This is a genomic window from Shewanella sp. GD04112, from assembly GCF_029835735.1.
In the GTDB taxonomy this organism is placed as follows: domain Bacteria; phylum Pseudomonadota; class Gammaproteobacteria; order Enterobacterales; family Shewanellaceae; genus Shewanella.
Genome location: NZ_JAOEAL010000001.1, coordinates 3,262,619 through 3,279,018, shown reverse-complemented (window position 1 = coordinate 3,279,018; position 16,400 = coordinate 3,262,619). Strand labels below are relative to the sequence as shown.

At 48.6% G+C, this 16,400-nt stretch carries 16 protein-coding genes; 11 read left to right on the top strand and 5 right to left on the bottom strand.

The genetic code is table 11. The features are described 5' to 3' along the window. Window positions 1-215: 215 nt before the first annotated feature. The 4 genes from N7386_RS14580 to galU form a co-directional block, all read right to left on the bottom strand. The gene (locus N7386_RS14580) at window positions 216-656 is read right to left on the bottom strand and encodes a polymer-forming cytoskeletal protein (RefSeq protein ID WP_086902391.1); all 441 of its coding nucleotides are present in this window, start codon (window positions 654-656) and stop codon (window positions 216-218) included. A gap of 93 nt (window positions 657-749) precedes the next feature. Next, window positions 750-1,235, bottom strand: a complete 486-nt coding sequence (gene napF / locus N7386_RS14575; RefSeq protein ID WP_086902392.1) for a ferredoxin-type protein NapF — start codon at window positions 1,233-1,235, stop codon at window positions 750-752. 73 nt (window positions 1,236-1,308) lie between these two features. Further along, complete coding sequence (gene galE / locus N7386_RS14570) at window positions 1,309-2,322, bottom strand: UDP-glucose 4-epimerase GalE (RefSeq protein ID WP_086902393.1); 1,014 nt, start codon at window positions 2,320-2,322, stop codon at window positions 1,309-1,311. Next, entirely contained in the window at window positions 2,322-3,230 is a 909-nt protein-coding gene (gene galU, locus N7386_RS14565; RefSeq protein ID WP_011717661.1) for a UTP--glucose-1-phosphate uridylyltransferase GalU, read from the bottom strand. The genes galE and galU overlap by 1 nt, the downstream gene beginning before the upstream one ends. Before the next feature lie 322 nt (window positions 3,231-3,552). Here galU and phhA point away from each other — a divergent pair, with 322 nt between their 5' ends. The 7 genes from phhA to ompW all read left to right on the top strand — a co-directional run bounded on the left by phhA (window position 3,553) and on the right by ompW (window position 10,664). Beyond that, the gene (phhA, locus tag N7386_RS14560; protein ID WP_126511617.1) at window positions 3,553-4,368 is read left to right on the top strand and encodes a phenylalanine 4-monooxygenase; all 816 of its coding nucleotides are present in this window, start codon (window positions 3,553-3,555) and stop codon (window positions 4,366-4,368) included. An 81-nt stretch (window positions 4,369-4,449) separates the two neighbouring features. Beyond that, window positions 4,450-4,788, top strand: coding sequence for a 4a-hydroxytetrahydrobiopterin dehydratase (locus tag N7386_RS14555; RefSeq protein ID WP_069454624.1), 339 nt, complete (start codon window positions 4,450-4,452; stop codon window positions 4,786-4,788). Between the two features lie 275 nt (window positions 4,789-5,063). Beyond that, window positions 5,064-6,602: a transcriptional regulator TyrR gene (gene tyrR, locus N7386_RS14550; RefSeq protein ID WP_011717658.1), complete on the top strand. Its 1,539-nt coding sequence runs from the start codon at window positions 5,064-5,066 to the stop codon at window positions 6,600-6,602. 337 nt (window positions 6,603-6,939) lie between these two features. After that, window positions 6,940-7,926 carry a fumarylacetoacetate hydrolase family protein gene (locus N7386_RS14545; RefSeq protein WP_011717657.1) on the top strand — a complete coding sequence of 329 codons (987 nt, stop codon included), beginning with the start codon at window positions 6,940-6,942 and terminating at the stop codon, window positions 7,924-7,926. 84 nt (window positions 7,927-8,010) lie between these two features. Further along, the gene (gene maiA, locus N7386_RS14540; protein ID WP_086902396.1) at window positions 8,011-8,661 is read left to right on the top strand and encodes a maleylacetoacetate isomerase; all 651 of its coding nucleotides are present in this window, start codon (window positions 8,011-8,013) and stop codon (window positions 8,659-8,661) included. 300 nt (window positions 8,662-8,961) lie between these two features. Further along, a complete protein-coding gene (locus N7386_RS14535) occupies window positions 8,962-9,549 on the top strand; it encodes a nucleotidyltransferase family protein (protein ID WP_126511614.1) in 588 nt (195 codons plus the stop codon). Window positions 9,550-10,007: 458 nt separating this feature from the next. Then, the gene (gene ompW, locus N7386_RS14530) at window positions 10,008-10,664 is read left to right on the top strand and encodes an outer membrane protein OmpW (protein WP_164717871.1); all 657 of its coding nucleotides are present in this window, start codon (window positions 10,008-10,010) and stop codon (window positions 10,662-10,664) included. 84 nt (window positions 10,665-10,748) lie between these two features. Here the strand turns inward: ompW and N7386_RS14525 are convergent, their stop codons facing one another. Then, window positions 10,749-11,492 (bottom strand): SDR family NAD(P)-dependent oxidoreductase, encoded by a 744-nt coding sequence (locus N7386_RS14525; RefSeq protein WP_086902424.1) that lies wholly within the window; start codon window positions 11,490-11,492, stop codon window positions 10,749-10,751. A gap of 117 nt (window positions 11,493-11,609) precedes the next feature. On the opposite strand from N7386_RS14525, the gene N7386_RS14520 reads away from it, so the two are divergent. The 4 genes from N7386_RS14520 (at window position 11,610) to N7386_RS14505 (ending at window position 16,272) form a co-directional block, all read left to right on the top strand. Continuing rightward, window positions 11,610-12,044 carry a YbaY family lipoprotein gene (locus N7386_RS14520; protein WP_086902399.1) on the top strand — a complete coding sequence of 145 codons (435 nt, stop codon included), beginning with the start codon at window positions 11,610-11,612 and terminating at the stop codon, window positions 12,042-12,044. Between the two features lie 69 nt (window positions 12,045-12,113). Continuing rightward, a complete protein-coding gene (gene metA, locus N7386_RS14515) occupies window positions 12,114-13,055 on the top strand; it encodes a homoserine O-succinyltransferase (RefSeq protein WP_086902400.1) in 942 nt (313 codons plus the stop codon). A 391-nt stretch (window positions 13,056-13,446) separates the two neighbouring features. Then, window positions 13,447-14,637, top strand: a complete 1,191-nt coding sequence (locus N7386_RS14510; RefSeq protein WP_086902401.1) for an acetyl-CoA C-acyltransferase — start codon at window positions 13,447-13,449, stop codon at window positions 14,635-14,637. A gap of 135 nt (window positions 14,638-14,772) precedes the next feature. After that, entirely contained in the window at window positions 14,773-16,272 is a 1,500-nt protein-coding gene (locus N7386_RS14505) for a CoA-acylating methylmalonate-semialdehyde dehydrogenase (protein WP_086902402.1), read from the top strand. Window positions 16,273-16,400: the final 128 nt, after the last annotated feature.

Below are 16,400 nucleotides of genomic sequence, written 5' to 3'. Positions count from 1 at the left end.
TCATGCACGAAATGCATTGCTGGTAGGCTAGGTTAGCAGTTGCCGTACGGCGTAACTGTGATCTTACTCGTTAAATTAACAATTACTTAACGATTGTTTGCTCAAGTGGACAATGATGGCGGTGCTGACCGCGCTGACTTGCCAGTAAAAGTCTTTACTTGGTTAAAGGGTCATCATCTCGATTGGCTGTGAGCACTCATTAGCGAAGGAGAGCGTTATTCCTGCTCGGGCGACAATGTCGGCACAGGGGTGATTCGCGTGCTGCTTGAGGCTGCAGACGGCAGGCTATGGGCATGGATAGTCTGATGGTCTTCTTTAATCCTTAATCCAATAAACTGACCCCCTTCACTGATCTGCATCGAGGTGCAAGCCACATCGCCATCGACAATACCATGGGCTTGGATGACTAAGCGCTCGCAAATCAGGCGACCTTTAAAATAGCCATCGATAATCAGCTCGCGGCATTTGACCTCGCAGTGGAGGTTTCCTGTGCGCTCAACAATGACATTGGCCTGCGATAAGATTTGCCCTTGTACGTCACCGCCTATCAATACATCTCCGGCAAATTCGATATTGCCCGTAAGCTTAGTCCCTTCGGCGATAAAACTCAGTGCTGGGGAAGCGCTTCGGGTAAAGGTAAATTTTTTGCCAAACATGGTAATAGGAAACCTAGGTAATTGGAGAAGGGTTAGAGCGCGAGATAGTAACCTAAATACGCCGTGAAGCCCAGTAACACTCACGGCATAAGGTTATTCTACAGGCTTAATACTGATGGCTTGGCTCGGGCAGGGGGCGACACAGGCTCCACAGCCCGTGCAGAGTGCTGTATCAATTTTCGGCATTGGGGCATTACCCACGCTTAAGGTAAAACCAATGGCGCGAGGCTCACAGGCATCTTTACAACTTTGGCACCAAATACCCTGATATGTTAAGCAGTTATCTTGTACTACGGCTTTGTGTTGCCATGGGGATTGGTTCAGATCAAAGAGCTGTTCTTCCGGACAGACGCTGGCACATTGGCGACAAAAAGTGCACTCATTGTCCTTAAAGGAGACTTCGGGAAAGCCGCCATCTCCCTTGAAGATAATCTTAGTTTCACAGGCGTTGATACAGGCTGAGCATCGGGTACAGATGTCAGTAAACTCAATGCCTTCACGTACCCAAGGCGGTCGAATTGCCGAGGATTTACGGCGGCTAAAGAGATTACGGCGGCTGTGATTGATGCTTTCTGTCATAGGTATTACTGAGTTTAATTGTGATAAGGGATAATAAAAATGGCTTGGGAGTTACCACAAGCCATTTAGATGATTAGCCTTTATAACCATTTGGATTGGTAGATTGCCAATGCCAACTGCTGTTCGCCATATCCTCTAGGCTGTGAGTCGCCTGCCAGCCCAGATCGGTTTTAGCATGATCTGGGTTTGCATAACAGGCGGCAATGTCACCCGGACGGCGCGGAGCAATTTGATAGGCAATCGACTTACCACAAGCCTTTTCAAAGGCCTTGACCATATCGAGCACACTGTAGCCTTGGCCTGTGCCTAGGTTATAGGTGACAAGTCCTGGTTTGGTGGCCAGTTTTTCAAGGGCCTTGAGGTGTCCAAGGGCTAAATCCACCACATGGATATAGTCGCGAACGCCTGTACCATCGTGGGTTGGGTAATCATTACCAAACACACTTAACGCTTCGCGTTTACCGACCGCAACCTGCGCGATAAATGGCATCAAGTTATTTGGAATATCGTTAGGATCTTCGCCAATCAAGCCGCTGGCATGGGCGCCAACAGGGTTGAAGTAACGTAAACGGGCGATATTCCAACTCGGATCGCTATGGTGTAAATCCGCCAGTATATGCTCCACCATCAATTTAGACTGACCGTATGGGTTAGTGGCACCCGTTGGAAAATCTTCGGTAATCGGCAGGCTGGCAGGGTCGCCATACACAGTAGCAGAAGAACTAAAGACGAGATTTTTCACCTTAAACTCTGCCATCACTTGGCAAAGAATTAAGGTGCCAGTCACGTTATTCTCATAGTATTTCAGCGGTTTAGTAACTGACTCGCCAACGGCTTTTAATCCTGCAAAATGGATAACGGCATCGATGTTATGGTCGCTAAAGACTTTCTGCAGTAAGGCCTTATTGAGAATATCGCCTTGGTAAAAGGTGACCGATTTACCGGTAATGCGCTCGACACGGTTAAGGGCTTCGATGCTTGAATTAGACAGATTGTCTAAAACAATCACTTCGTTCCCCGCATTGAGTAATTCCACTACGGTATGAGTGCCGATATAACCGGCGCCTCCGGTCACTAAAATCGTCATTATTTAATTCCTTTTACTACTGTTTTTAAATATTGAGCAAAATCTTCACCGATTTCGCTGTGGCGCAGGGCGTATTCTACGTTAGCGCGCATATAGCCTTGCTTGTTACCGCAATCATGACTCTTACCTTGCATGTAGTAAGCGTTTACGGTTTCTTGCTTCATTAACATTGCAATGGCGTCAGTTAATTGGATTTCATCACCCGCGCCTGCTGGGGTTTTAGCGAGCAGTGGCCAAATGGCTGCGGGCAATACGTAACGACCCACTACGGCTAAGTTAGACGGTGCTTCGTCAACCGGTGGTTTTTCAACGAGTTCGACCAATGGCTCTGATTCGCCAGGCTGTAGATCGTGGCCATTCACATCCGCAATACCGTATTGGTTCACTAGATGATGTGGCACGCCTTCAACCATGATTTGGCCCACTTGGGTTTCATCAAACAGGCTCACCATGGCGGCCAAGTTGTCGGTTTTCAGGTTGCAGCTGGCATCATCGATAATCACATCCGGCAGTAACACGGCGAAAGGCGCATCACCGACGACGGATTTCGCACATAAAATCGCATGACCTAAGCCTTTGGCTTGGGATTGGCGCACGCTGATCACAGTCACGTCTTTCGGGCAAATGGATTGTACCGCTTCGAGTAATTGACGCTTCACGCGGCGCTCTAATTGCGCCTCTAATTCAAAACTGGTGTCGAAATGGTTTTCGATAGAGTTTTTACTGGCGTGGGTCACGAGGACAATTTCTTTGATCCCCGCATCAATGGCTTCACTAACCACATATTGGATCAATGGTTTATCAACAACAGGCAGCATTTCCTTAGGAATTGCTTTGGTCGCAGGAAGCATACGAGTGCCAAGTCCAGCGACGGGAATAACGGCTTTACGAATTTGATGTTGTTTCATTGCGAACCTTCAGATTAAGGAGAGGCGGTTATTGGGCAATATTGTAAATGACCCACGCAGAAAAGCCATTTGCAAACACCGAAATTTGTCGGTTTTTCTGCATATTATCAGTCTATCGTCGTCATTTTTGAGCGGCAGTGTCAAGGTTTGCTACCGGTCTAACTCAGATCCGGTTTGGAATGACCAAGGATTTAATCGCCTTGTAATATTTGCTTTACGTTTGCGTCACATTGTCGCATGAACAATAAACTGTGAGGGAGTTAACAAAAATCGAGGCTTAGATCACTATGGAGGCATTAGCGTCAGCCATGAAGTGAATTTTATGACTAAAGAGATAGCGCACACTGCGCCCTATGTTGCGCGAAGTGCAGATGATTCTGGGTTTATCCATTACCCGCAGGAAGAACATGATATTTGGAGCCAATTGTATGCTCGCCAAGCGGTAAACCTACCGGGGCGTGCCTGTAAGGAATATCTCCAAGGGCTCGATGCCTTGGCGATGCCGAAGGACCGCATTCCACAATTGGCTGAGATTGATAAAGTCTTGCAGGCCACGACTGGATGGAAAACCGCGGCCGTACCAGCTTTGATTTCCTTTGGCCGCTTCTTTGAGCTATTGGCCAACAAGGAATTTCCAGTTGCGACCTTTATTCGTCGCAAGGAAGAGTTTGATTATCTGCAAGAGCCGGATATTTTCCATGAGATCTTTGGCCATTGCCCCTTGCTGACCAATCCTTCTTTCGCCCATTTTTCCCATATCTATGGTCAATTGGGCTTAAATGCCAGCAAGGAAGACCGCGTCTTTTTGGCGCGCCTGTATTGGTTTACCGTCGAGTTTGGCTTGCTCAAACCTCAAGATGGCGCATTGTGTATCTACGGCGGCGGTATTTTAAGCTCTCCCGGCGAAACCTTGTATGCCATGGAAAGCCAAGTGCCGGAGCGTAAGCCCTTCGATCTCTTAGATGTGCTACGCACGCCTTACCGTATCGATATTATGCAGCCGATTTATTATGTGATTGAACATATTGATATGCTGGATGAAATAGCCAAGATGGACATCATGGCCTATGTGGCTAAGGCGCGTCAGTTAGGCTTATTTGCCCCTAAGTATCCGCCCAAGACCAAGAAAGCCAGCTAATGGCTGACCACTAAAAACGAATTGAATAAAGCGTAATAATTGCAACGGATTGATCCCCTAATGTTGCCAAGAGGAGTATGTATGACAGCGTTAACCCAAATGAAATGTGAAGCTTGCCAAGCCGATGCGCCGAAAGTGACCGATGCAGAATTGGCCGAACTTATCCGCATGATCCCCGATTGGGGCGTGCAAGTGCGTGATGGCATCATGCAACTGGAACGGGTTTACAAGTTTAAAAACTTTAAGTTAGCGATGGCGTTTACCAATAAGTTAGCGGATCTGGCCGAAGAAGAATTCCACCACCCAGGCATTTTAACCGAGTGGGGCAAGGTGACTGTGACTTGGTGGTCACACTCAATCAAGGGGCTGCATAAGAATGACTTCATCATGGCAGCCAAGACCGACCAGTTGTTAGATTAAAAAATTCAATTTTAAAATCAGCGCTTTAATTGTATTTAGGCGCTGATTTTTTCTTCCTGTTACAAATACGCTGTAAACTAGACTTGCCACTTTGAGCGTAACCTTCTAACGTATACACGCCCAGCTACTTATCCTGCCTTTTACGTTTGCGTAAACTATAGAGGCATCATCAAACGAATGTCTTACGAGGCCAAGCCTAAGGGCATTAACCTCGAGATAATAGCTCTGCACGGTTTATCCCAAAATTCGAATCAAAATAGGGAATATCAGTCATTATGCGCTTGGAAGTTAGCTGTCAAGATCGCGTGGGTTTAGCGAAAGACATCTTAGTCGTGTTAGAACGTTATGGCATTAATCTCATCGCCATCGATGCCAGTAACCAGGGCTTTCTCTACCTGCAATTTGCCGAGGTCAGTTTTGATACCTTAAGTGCCTTGATGCCGCAGATCCGCAAAGTGGAGAGTGTTCACGATGTGCGAACTGTGTCGTTTATGCCTTCGGAGCAGGAACACTACGCCTTAAAAACCCTACTCAAAACCCTCCCTGACTCAGTGTTCTCCATCGACGTGAAGGCGCGCATTCGTATCGTCAACGAGTCGGCGCTACTCAACATGGGCATGGGGGAGCACGAAGTGCTCGATGAGTCCTTAAACCATTGGGTGCAAGGGTTTAACTTCAGCCGTTGGCTCAGTGAGAGCCAAGTGTTGCCGCAGGCGGCGCGGGTCAATATCGGCCAAAACGAATATTTGGCCGAAATGTTACCGATTTACTTACCCGATGAGGATGATAAGACCATCCTTGTGGGCGCTGTGGTCTCGCTTAAATCGCCGGCGCGGGTCGGTAAACAATTCAATGCACTGCAAAATCAAACCGCGGGCTTTGAAAATGTGTTAGCCAGCAGTGACAAGATGAAAGAAGTGCTGAAACAAGCTCGCCGTATGGCGCAGCTCGACGCGCCGCTATTAATCACTGGCGAGACTGGCACGGGAAAAGAGCTGATGGCCAGAGCCAGCCATGATGCCAGCATGCGCCGCGAAAAACCCTTTATCGCCATTAACTGTGCGGCACTGCCCGATAGCGCCGCCGAAGAGGAACTCTTTGGTTACGTCAGCCAAGGCAAAGTGATTAAGCGCGGCTTTTTTGAAGAAGCGAAGGGCGGCACTGTGTTCCTCGATGAAGTGGCCGAAATGTCAAAGGCGGCACAGGTTAAACTGCTGCGGTTATTACAGGATGGCACCTTTAGACGCATTGGTGGCGACGAAGAAGTTCGCGCCGATGTGCGGATCATCTGCTCGACCCAGAAAAACTTAGCCGAGTTGTGTCAAACCGGTGAGTTTAGGGAAGATTTGTACTATCGCATCCATGTGCTGAGCTACCATATTCCATCACTGCGTGAGCGCAAAGTCGATATCATTCCGCTGACGGAGATGTTCCTCGAGCACTACAGTCAGCAACTCTCTAGTCCAGTGAGACGAATTTCGGCCCAATGCCGCGATCATCTCTTAACCTACGCTTGGCCGGGTAACGTGCGTCAGCTTAAGAATGCGGTCTTCAGGGCGGTATCTATGTGGGACGGTTCGGGCGAGTTGACCGTTGAGCAGCTTAAGTTGCCATCCTACGCCGAAGGTTTTGGCTATTTCGATAATGCTTTTGAAGGCAATCTCGATGACGCGATGAAACAATTTGAGGCCAGCTTGCTGCGCCGCTTATATCCAGCTTACCCCAGTACTCGCCAATTGGCGAAAAAATTAGGGGTGTCCCACACGGCCATCGCCAACAAACTCAGGGAATACAAGATAGCCAAGCCAAAGTAATCTTGCTTTAAGCTTAGGATGTAACAGTATCGTTCCACTTTGTTGCCGACTTTTTCACCATATCGTTCTGCGAAATAGTGACAAGCGGCAGCAGGGTATGAAACGTAATGATTAGTTTACAAAATGTGAAATGATAGGGTGAAATGTGATTTTGCTCACGCTATAGGAATCCGCCGTCGCTTCGGGTATTTCTACGCGCAGCAAACCCTAACGCCGAGTCAAAAAAGGCTAGATTGCCCGCACTCGTTGTCACCCATTCCCGTTAGCTGAGCGTATCGGCTAACCATAAATAGATAAAAAGCGCAGTACGCCGAGCCGTAGAAGCACAGGAGCAGATATGAAACTTGCCAGTTATAACAATGGTCGCCGTGATGGCCAGCTGATGTTAGTGAGCCGCGATCTTACTCAAACGGTTGCCGTACCCGCGATTGCCCACACGATGCAACAATTACTCGATGGTTGGGATCTGCTCAAGCCACAATTGCAAGAGCTGTATGATGCGCTGAACGAAGGCAAATTACCGAACGCGCAAGCCTTCGATGAAGCCAAATGTTTATCACCTTTGCCACGTGCGTACCAGTGGGCTGATGGTAGCGCCTATGTCAACCATGTGGAATTAGTCCGTAAGGCGCGCGGTGCTGAAATGCCTGAAACCTTCTGGACCGATCCGCTGTTTTACCAAGGCGGCTCTGACAGCTTTATCGCGCCAAAGGCGGATATCCCGCTGGCGAGTGAAGACTGGGGCATCGATTTCGAATCAGAAATCGCTGTGATCACCGATGATGTGCCTATGGGGGTGAGCGTTGAAAATGCTACCGCGCACATTAAGCTGTTGATGTTAGTGAACGATGTGTCACTGCGTAACCTGATCCCCGCAGAGCTGGCCAAAGGGTTTGGTTTCTTCCAATCCAAACCTTCGAGCAGCTTCTCTCCTGTCGCCATCACGCCAGATGAATTAGGCCACCGCTGGGAAGATTCAAAGGTGCATTTACCGCTTATCACCCATTTGAATGGCGAACTATTCGGCCGCCCGAATGCGGGTGTGGATATGACCTTTAACTTCAGTCAGTTAGTTTCTCATGTTGCTAAAACCCGTCCATTAGGCGCGGGCGCGATTATCGGTTCGGGTACGATTTCTAACTATGACCGTAGTGCCGGCTCAAGCTGTTTGGCCGAGAAACGTATGCTCGAAGTGATCGCCGACGGCAAAGCAAGCACGCCGTTTATGCGTTTTGGTGACACAGTGCGCATCGAAATGCTTGATGATAATGGCGCCTCTATTTTTGGTTCTATCGATCAAAAAGTGGTTGAGTACAAGGCGTAAGGCTTTTGTGTTTACACAGTGACAGATAATATTGACGGGGCTTTTAGCCCCGTTTTTTTCAGGATGACATAAGGACAGAGTGAGATGAAACTATACGGTTATTGGCGCTCTAGCGCCGCCTATCGTGTGCGTATTGCCCTCAATCTTAAAGGCGTGAGCGCCGAGCAGTTGTCGGTGCATTTAGTGCGTGATGGTGGCGAGCAGCACAAGGCGGATTATATCGCCCTAAACCCACAGGAGCTGGTGCCGACCTTAGTGGTCGATGATGAGCAGGATGGTGATGCCTTATCTCAATCCCTCGCCATTATCGAGTATTTGGACGAGCTTTATCCGAAGACGCCGCTACTGCCTGCATCGGCACTTGAACGTGCCCATGTGCGCGCCATGGCGTTAACCATCGCCTGTGAAATTCATCCACTCAATAACCTGCGGGTATTGCAGTATTTAACTCAGAAGCTGAACGTCGACGAAGAAGCCAAAACCGCTTGGTATCACCATTGGGTGGCGAGTGGGTTCGCGGCGCTCGAAACTCAACTTGCGCGCCATAGTGGCCGTTATTGTTTTGGTGACAAAGTGACGCTGGCGGATCTGTGTTTAGTGCCACAGGTGTACAACGCCCAGCGTTTCAATGTGGATTTAACGCCGTACCCCAATATCATGCGGGTATGGGCTGAATGTAATCTGTTGCCAGCCTTTGCGGATGCGGCGCCAGAGCGCCAAGCCGACGCGGTTTAAGCCATTTTGTGGTGAGTATCGTTTGTCCAAGATAAGGTTAAGCTTATCGCCATACTAACCTAGATGATAAGACTCATTTTATGAGTCTTATCATAGCGATGGCGTTGATATGGTGGTTATTGGAAGATGATTTTCAATAAATGAATAGGTGATTGGCTTTTTTGTCATTAAGTGGTTAAGTGCAGTATTGCTAATAACGATCTCTAATAGCGATTTCAATAACGATGACAAATGGCATAAATCGACGGCCAGTGATCGTCCATTCTTATGTGCTAGCCAAGATAGCCGCGGATTTTAGGCATGACTGAAACGGAATTAGCTGCAGTATTACGCACATGGCTAAGCCAAGATAAGCATCGGATGAGAGTACTTGAATTGGCGCAGCAATGCGCCCAAGTGCATAGCTTGCCGCAGTGGTGCTTGGCGGCGGGGTTTGTCCGCAATTTGGTGTGGGACAAATTGCATGATATTCAGCAGCGTCCGTTAAACGATATCGATCTGATTTACTATTGCCCCTTGGATACTCGTCCCGAGCGGGATAGGGCGATAGAAGCATACCTGCAAACTCTGGCGCCAGAGTTACCTTGGTCGGTAAAAAATCAGGCGCGCATGCACCTTAAGAATCACGACAACCCCTATCAATCGACACAGGATGCGATGTCTTATTGGCCAGAACAGGAAACTGCCGTCGCCGTGTACCTTGCACCAATGCCTAGCCCATCCACTTCCGTCATCGATAGCTTACAGCTTATCGCTCCCTTCGGTTTAACCTCATTATTTGCCTTGCAGTTAACCCATAATCCCAAGCGCGCGTTGGCGGTGTTTGAGCAGCGCCTTGCCGCAAAGGGTTGGTTTTCGCAATATCCGCGGCTGACTTTGGCCGAGTAAGAGCATCAGTCGTTAACGTCAGACTCCTTCACCCGTTAGTGACTCAAACCTATATCAAGCTCACCAGATAAACGAGTTTGAGTGTGATGACTCCTGGCTTGATTGAAGTCTGTGTCGAGTTTTTTCCTCCCTATTTTTATGCCTGCTTGTACCTCAATAGGCTGAGTTTTTCTTAAAACCGATGTAAACATTTTGTAAGCGGCGCGATGACGCAATTACTCCTTGTGGAGGTATTTAGCTGTGGCTAATGAATGCGGTAAGTCACAAAAAATGAACTGGCATTATCAATAAATGTTTAGATAGCGTGACACGGATCCCATGGTTTATACCTCAAAATAAGTATCACCACTTAATCTTGATTTGGATCAATAAGGTAAACGAATTTATCTGGCAGTGTAGGCGTCAATTGTTAAGGATGTAATGTAAAACAAAAACCTATGTTGTACATATGGAGTATGATGATGAATAAAACTACTGTTTCTACACTGATCGCCGCCACCCTGTTAGCCGCTGGTTTCTCTGCTTCTGTTTCTGCTCATCAAGCGGGCGATATCATTGTTCGTGCTGGTGCTGTGACTGTTGCGCCAAATGAGTCAAGCGCTAACGTGTTAACTTTAGGTGAATTTTCAGTCGATAATGATACGCAGCTAGGCTTGAACTTCGGTTATATGTTGACCGACAACTTCGGTATCGAATTATTAGCGGCAACACCTTTTAGCCACTCTGTTTCATTACCTGCACCTGGCGTTGGTGAAATTGCGGAAACTAAGCAGTTACCACCGACCTTAGTGGCTCAATATTATTTTGGTGATGCTCAATCTAAATTGCGTCCATATGTAGGCGTTGGCGTAAACTACACTAACTTTTTCGACAATGATTTTAATGCACATGGTAAATCACTCGGTTTGAGTAATTTAAGTATGAGTACTTCTTGGGGCTTAGCGGCACAAGTGGGTTTAGATTACCAAGTGAATAAAAACTGGTTAGTTAACGCTTCAGTTTGGTATGCACAAATTAGTACCGACGTGAAATTCACCGCGGGCACTGATCAATACGTATTCGAAACCGATATTAACCCATGGGTTTATATGGTCAGTGTGGGTTACACTTTCTAATCATCTGATTTTAAAGTAACAAAAAAGGAGCCAGTGGCTCCTTTTTTGTTTTCGCAGTTTTATAAAGCTAAACGCGGCATTACACTACTTTTTAGCCTTTTTCGGCTTCCAGTGGCGCGTGTTGTAGATAAACTCTGGCAGCAATTTCGTGAGCCAAGCCACTAAGCGCCAACGCTTGGTCACATACACGCGGCGTTTACCCTGCTGCATGGCCTTAATGATCTGCGCCGCCACTTGCGGGAGTGGGGCAAGCCATAGCGTACTTTGCTGCATGGCGGCCTTATCCAGTAAACCGAGTTGGATGTCGGTAATGGTAATGGGCAACTTAAGCCGCTGGGCATGCATGCTTAAGCCTTCCAAATAGTTTTGCGCAAAGGCTTTAGAGGCATGGTAAGCCACACTTGGGCCGCCGCGCAGACCAGCAATCGAGTTGATGGCGGCAAGTTGGCCATAACCCTGCTCGCGAAATAATCTAAATGCCGTATTGCAGATAGCGGCAAAGCCCCGCACATTGACATCGATAATGTCCTGCTCTGGTAGCCATGGCAGCTCTGGATCGTAGCTATTGAGTCCGGTATTCACTAAGACTAAGTGGGCGCCACCTAAGTCGTGCCAAACGCTTTCGAGTTGCTTGATGATGGCGCTTGGCTGCTCAATTTGCAGTGAAAAGACCTGAACTTTAGTGGGCAGGGTCGAGGCAAATTCGCGGAGTGATTCGACATCTTGGGCAAAAAGGGCTAATTCAACCTGCTGATCGGCCAATTGTTTGGCAAGTTCGCGGCTTAAATGTGAGCTAGCGCCCACAATTATCGCAGTTGCTTGGGTCATAAATTTTTCGGCAACGAAATGGTGGCTTATCATAGGAAGATATGCCCAGCATGACAAGATTTATAGCTTGGGCGTATAGACATCCAGAAGTCTTTATGTATGATTAGGAGAAATGAAATGAGACAAGGGTTAAGGATTGGCGGACTGACATCTGCATGGCAAAAATTAGCGGCTATGGTGTTACTCGCCGTCACCACGGTGATTTCAGGTTGTGCCACACCTAATGCGATTGTCGAGATTAAAGGTGAGGCCATGTACCGCGAACGTATCGCATTGCCCGCCGATGCCAAGTTGATAGTGCAGTTGCTTGATGTCTCTAAGATGGATGTGCCCGCCGTAGTCATGGCAGAGCGCGTTTCCCAAGGGGCGAAAACCCCAACGCCGTTTAGTTTTTCGATGGGGCGTGATCAGTTTGAAGCGGGGCATACCTATGCCATTGGGGCAAGGATAATGCTCGGTGATAAGTTATTGTTTATTAATACTCAAGCCTATCATGTCGACCTCAATTCGACTGAGCCTATGACGATACTGCTTGAGAAAGTCGGTCGCTAATTTGTTTGCTCTTTGATGAGTGGCATACGCGCGCCGGAACCTTTGATTGTTGAATAGAAGAGGCGCGGTATGCCAGTTAAAATTCCAGATCATCTGCCTGCAGCAGGGATTTTAGAATCTGAAAATATTTTCGTCATGTCCGAAACCCGGGCAGCCAATCAGGATATCAGACCGATGAAGGTGCTGATCCTGAATCTGATGCCCAATAAAATCGAGACAGAAACCCAGCTTCTACGCCTATTAGGCAACACGCCATTGCAGGTGGATGTGGATTTACTGCGCATTCACGATAAAGAGTCAAAGCACACCTCAATCGATCATATGAACACCTTCTACCGTGACTTTGAGGATGTGCGCCATAAAAACTACGACGGTCTGATCATCACGGGCGCGCCCCTTGGGCAAATCGATTTCGAAGAGGTCACTTACTGGGATCATATCCGCGAGATTATCGATTGGTCACAGCAGCATGTGACCTCAGTGCTCTTCCTCTGCTGGGCAGCTCATGCGGGGCTTTACCATCTCTATGGTTTAAATCGGAAAATCCTGCAGCAAAAGCGTTCTGGGGTGTTTGTGCATCGCCGCACCTGCCAACATTTCCCATTGCTGCGCGGATTCGATGATGAGTTCTTTGCGCCGCATTCCCGCTTTGCCGAGATGGATATCGAGGAGCTTAAACAACACACTGAGCTACAAGTACTGGCGGAATCCGATGAGGCAGGGGCTTACTTAGTTCTTAGTCGTAACAATCGTAACCTGTTTGTGATGGGTCATCCCGAATACCAAAAATCTACCTTAAACGATGAATATCATCGGGATTTGGCGCAGGGATTAAATCCCAATGTGCCGCAAAACTATTATCGTAATGACGATCCTAAGGCCGATGCCATTGCTCGTTGGCACAGTCATGGCAGCCTGCTCGTCAGCAACTGGCTCAACTATTACGTTTACCAATTAACGCCCTATGACTTAAGCGATATGTCGGCCGTCACGCCGTGGGAATCGCAATAATTCCCTCTACGCATTCGGCTTAGCACTGTTTTAGCGTTTGTTTTGGCGTTTATTTTACTGCTCTCTTAAATCGAGTGGCTTTGGCTAACCTAAGGCCACTCTGCTTTTCAAACTGTGTTCGCTATATCGTTTTGTAAGCTTTTTTATCCCGCTACTTTTACCTCGGTTTAAATTGGTAATGGGCTTGGCAACTTCTGCCTCATAGCATTCACGCTGTATTTCACTCCCTTGACTGTAAATCCTGACTGACAATTTTTGTGGAATTTTCTCGACACATTAGACCAAGGAATACTTGCTTTACGTTCGCGTAAACGTCAGAGTGGTTTCATTGTCATTATTTATCCGCCGCTGGCGAGTGTTACCGCCAAGGCACATTTAGCTTGGAGTCCCCATGAGTACTGAACAATTTAACCAAGAGATCGTTATTGTTGCCGCTAAACGCACCCCAATGGGTGGCTTTCAAGGCAGTTTGTCTGGCGTAACGTCTCCGAGCTTAGCGGCCACAGCCATCAAAGCCCTGTTAGCTGACACCCAAGTAGCGCCTGATAAGGTCGATGAAGTGTTAATGGGCTGCGTATTGCCAGCGGGTCTGGGTCAAGCGCCAGCGCGTCAGGCGACCTTAGGGGCAGGTTTACCTCTGTCTGTGGGTGCTACGACCGTAAACAAAGTTTGTGGCTCTGGGATGAAAACCGTAATGCTTGCCCACGATTTACTCAAAGCGGGCAGTGCTAAGTTGGTGGTTGCTGGCGGTATGGAAAGCATGAGCCAAGCCCCTTACTTGCTAGATAAAGCGCGCTCAGGCATGCGTATGGGCCATGGCAAGGTCTTAGATCATATGTTCCTCGACGGTTTAGAAGATGCCTACACTGGCGGCGCCATGGGCACATTCGCCCAGAAAACCGCCGATGAATACGGCTTAACCCGCGAGCAAATGGATGCTTTTGCCCTAAGCTCACTGGAAAAAGCCAACGCGGCTATTAACTCTGGCGCCTTCAAGGCGGAGATTGTGCCCGTCACAGTAAGCGATCGCCGTGGTGATGTGACTATCGATACCGATGAGCAGCCAGGTAACGCTCGCCCTGAAAAAATCCCTGCACTGCGCCCAGCCTTTGCTAAAGACGGCACTATTACTGCGGCAAACTCAAGCTCAATTTCCGATGGTGCAGCGGCGCTGATGCTAACCACCCGCGCCAATGCCGAGCAGTTAGGCTTAACAGTGCTCGCCACCATCAAGGGCCACACCACCCATGCCCAGGAGCCATCACTCTTTACCACTGCGCCTGTTGGCGCTATGGCAAAACTGCTGAGCAATGTGGGCTGGTCTAAGGATGAGGTTGATCTGTTCGAAATCAACGAAGCCTTTGCCATGGTGACTATGCTGGCGGTTTCTGAATTAGGTTTAGACATGGCCAAAGTGAACGTGAATGGCGGCGCCTGCGCCTTAGGTCATCCTATCGGTTGCTCGGGCGCCCGTTTGCTGGTGACCTTAATTCATGCACTTAAAGCCCGTGGGCTTAAGCGCGGCGTAGCCTCACTCTGTATCGGTGGCGGTGAAGCGACCGCTATGGCAATCGAAGTCTAATCAAAGGCTTAATCGCGAATAACGGCAAAACAATCAACAAGACCAAGACTGAGCTGGCAAGGGCAAACATCCCGCTGAGGATAAACATAATATCGCACCGCCAGCTCGACCCTAAACAAGGAAAAGGATTGCAACATGACCACACAAGTTAAGCATTACATCGATGGCGAATTCACCACAGGCACAGGTACATCACAAATCGTGGTGACCAATCCCGCCAATAACGAGCCAATCGCCCTTATCAACAGCGCTACGGCCGATGAAGTGCACGCGGCCATTGCCAGTGCCAAGGCGGCTTTTAAGACGTGGAAAGAAGTGCCAGTATCTGAGCGTGCCCGTGTCATGTTGCGCTACCAACACTTACTTAAAGAACACCACGACGAACTGGCGACTATCCTTGCCAAAGAAACTGGCAAAACCTTTGAAGATGCCAAGGGCGATGTGTGGCGCGGAATTGAAGTGGCAGAACATGCCTGCAACATTGCCTCATTACTGATGGGCGAAACCGTTGAGAACGTCGCACGTTCAATCGATACCTACAGCTACACTCAGCCTCTGGGTGTGTGTGCGGGCATCACGCCATTTAACTTCCCAGCGATGATCCCGCTGTGGATGTTCCCTCTGGCGATTGCCTGCGGTAACACTTTTATCCTTAAGCCATCAGAGCAAGACCCAATGACGCCGCAGCGCTTAGTTGAGCTGTTTGTCGAAGCGGGCGCGCCAAAGGGCGTATTACAGCTGGTGCATGGCGATAAAACGGCGGTCGATATCCTGCTGGCAGACCCTGCGGTGAAAGCCATTTCCTTCGTCGGCTCTGTGGCTGTTGGTCAATATATCTACAAAACCGGTACCGATAACTTAAAACGCGTGCAAGCTTTTGCTGGGGCAAAAAACCACTGCGTGATCATGCCTGATGCGAATAAGCAGCAAGTCATCAACAACCTAGTGGGCGCATCGGTTGGCGCTGCGGGTCAACGCTGTATGGCGATTTCGGTCGCGGTATTTGTCGGCGCGGCTAAAGAGTGGATCCCTGAGCTTAAAGAAGCCTTAGCTAAGGTTCGCCCAGGTTTATGGGACGATAAAGAAGCCGGTTACGGCCCGCTGATCAGCCCTGCCGCTAAAGCGCGCGTGCTCAAACTTATCGCCCAAGGTAAGGAAGAAGGCGCAGAGTGTTTACTCGATGGCAGCCACTTTAGCGTGGCAGGTTTCGAGTCAGGTAACTGGGTAGGACCGACCATGTTCACTAAGGTCACGACCGATATGAGCATCTACAAAGAAGAAATCTTTGGCCCTGTGCTTTGCTGTATGGAGTCGGATTCATTAGAAGATGCTATCGAACTGGTTAACGCCAGCCCTTACGGTAATGGTACCTCTATCTTTACCGCAAGTGGCGCCGCCGCCCGTAAATATCAACACGAAATCGAAGTTGGCCAAGTCGGTATCAACGTGCCTATCCCTGTGCCATTACCTTTCTTCTCGTTCACGGGTTGGAAGGGCAGCTTCTACGGCGACCAACACGCTTATGGTAAGCAAGCGGTACGTTTCTACACTGAAACTAAGACCATTACCTCCCGCTGGTTCGAGTCGGACATTGCCGTGGCCGCAGGTCCAAATATGAGCATTAACTTGCGCTAAGCGGTTTAAAAACAGTTTCAACGCATTGTGAAACAGCAGGTTTTTCAGTCTAAACGTGGCGCCAGTTGGCGCCCATTGATGATAAGTCTGCCGATAAATTCACTGTGTATTACGCAAAAGATATTGAC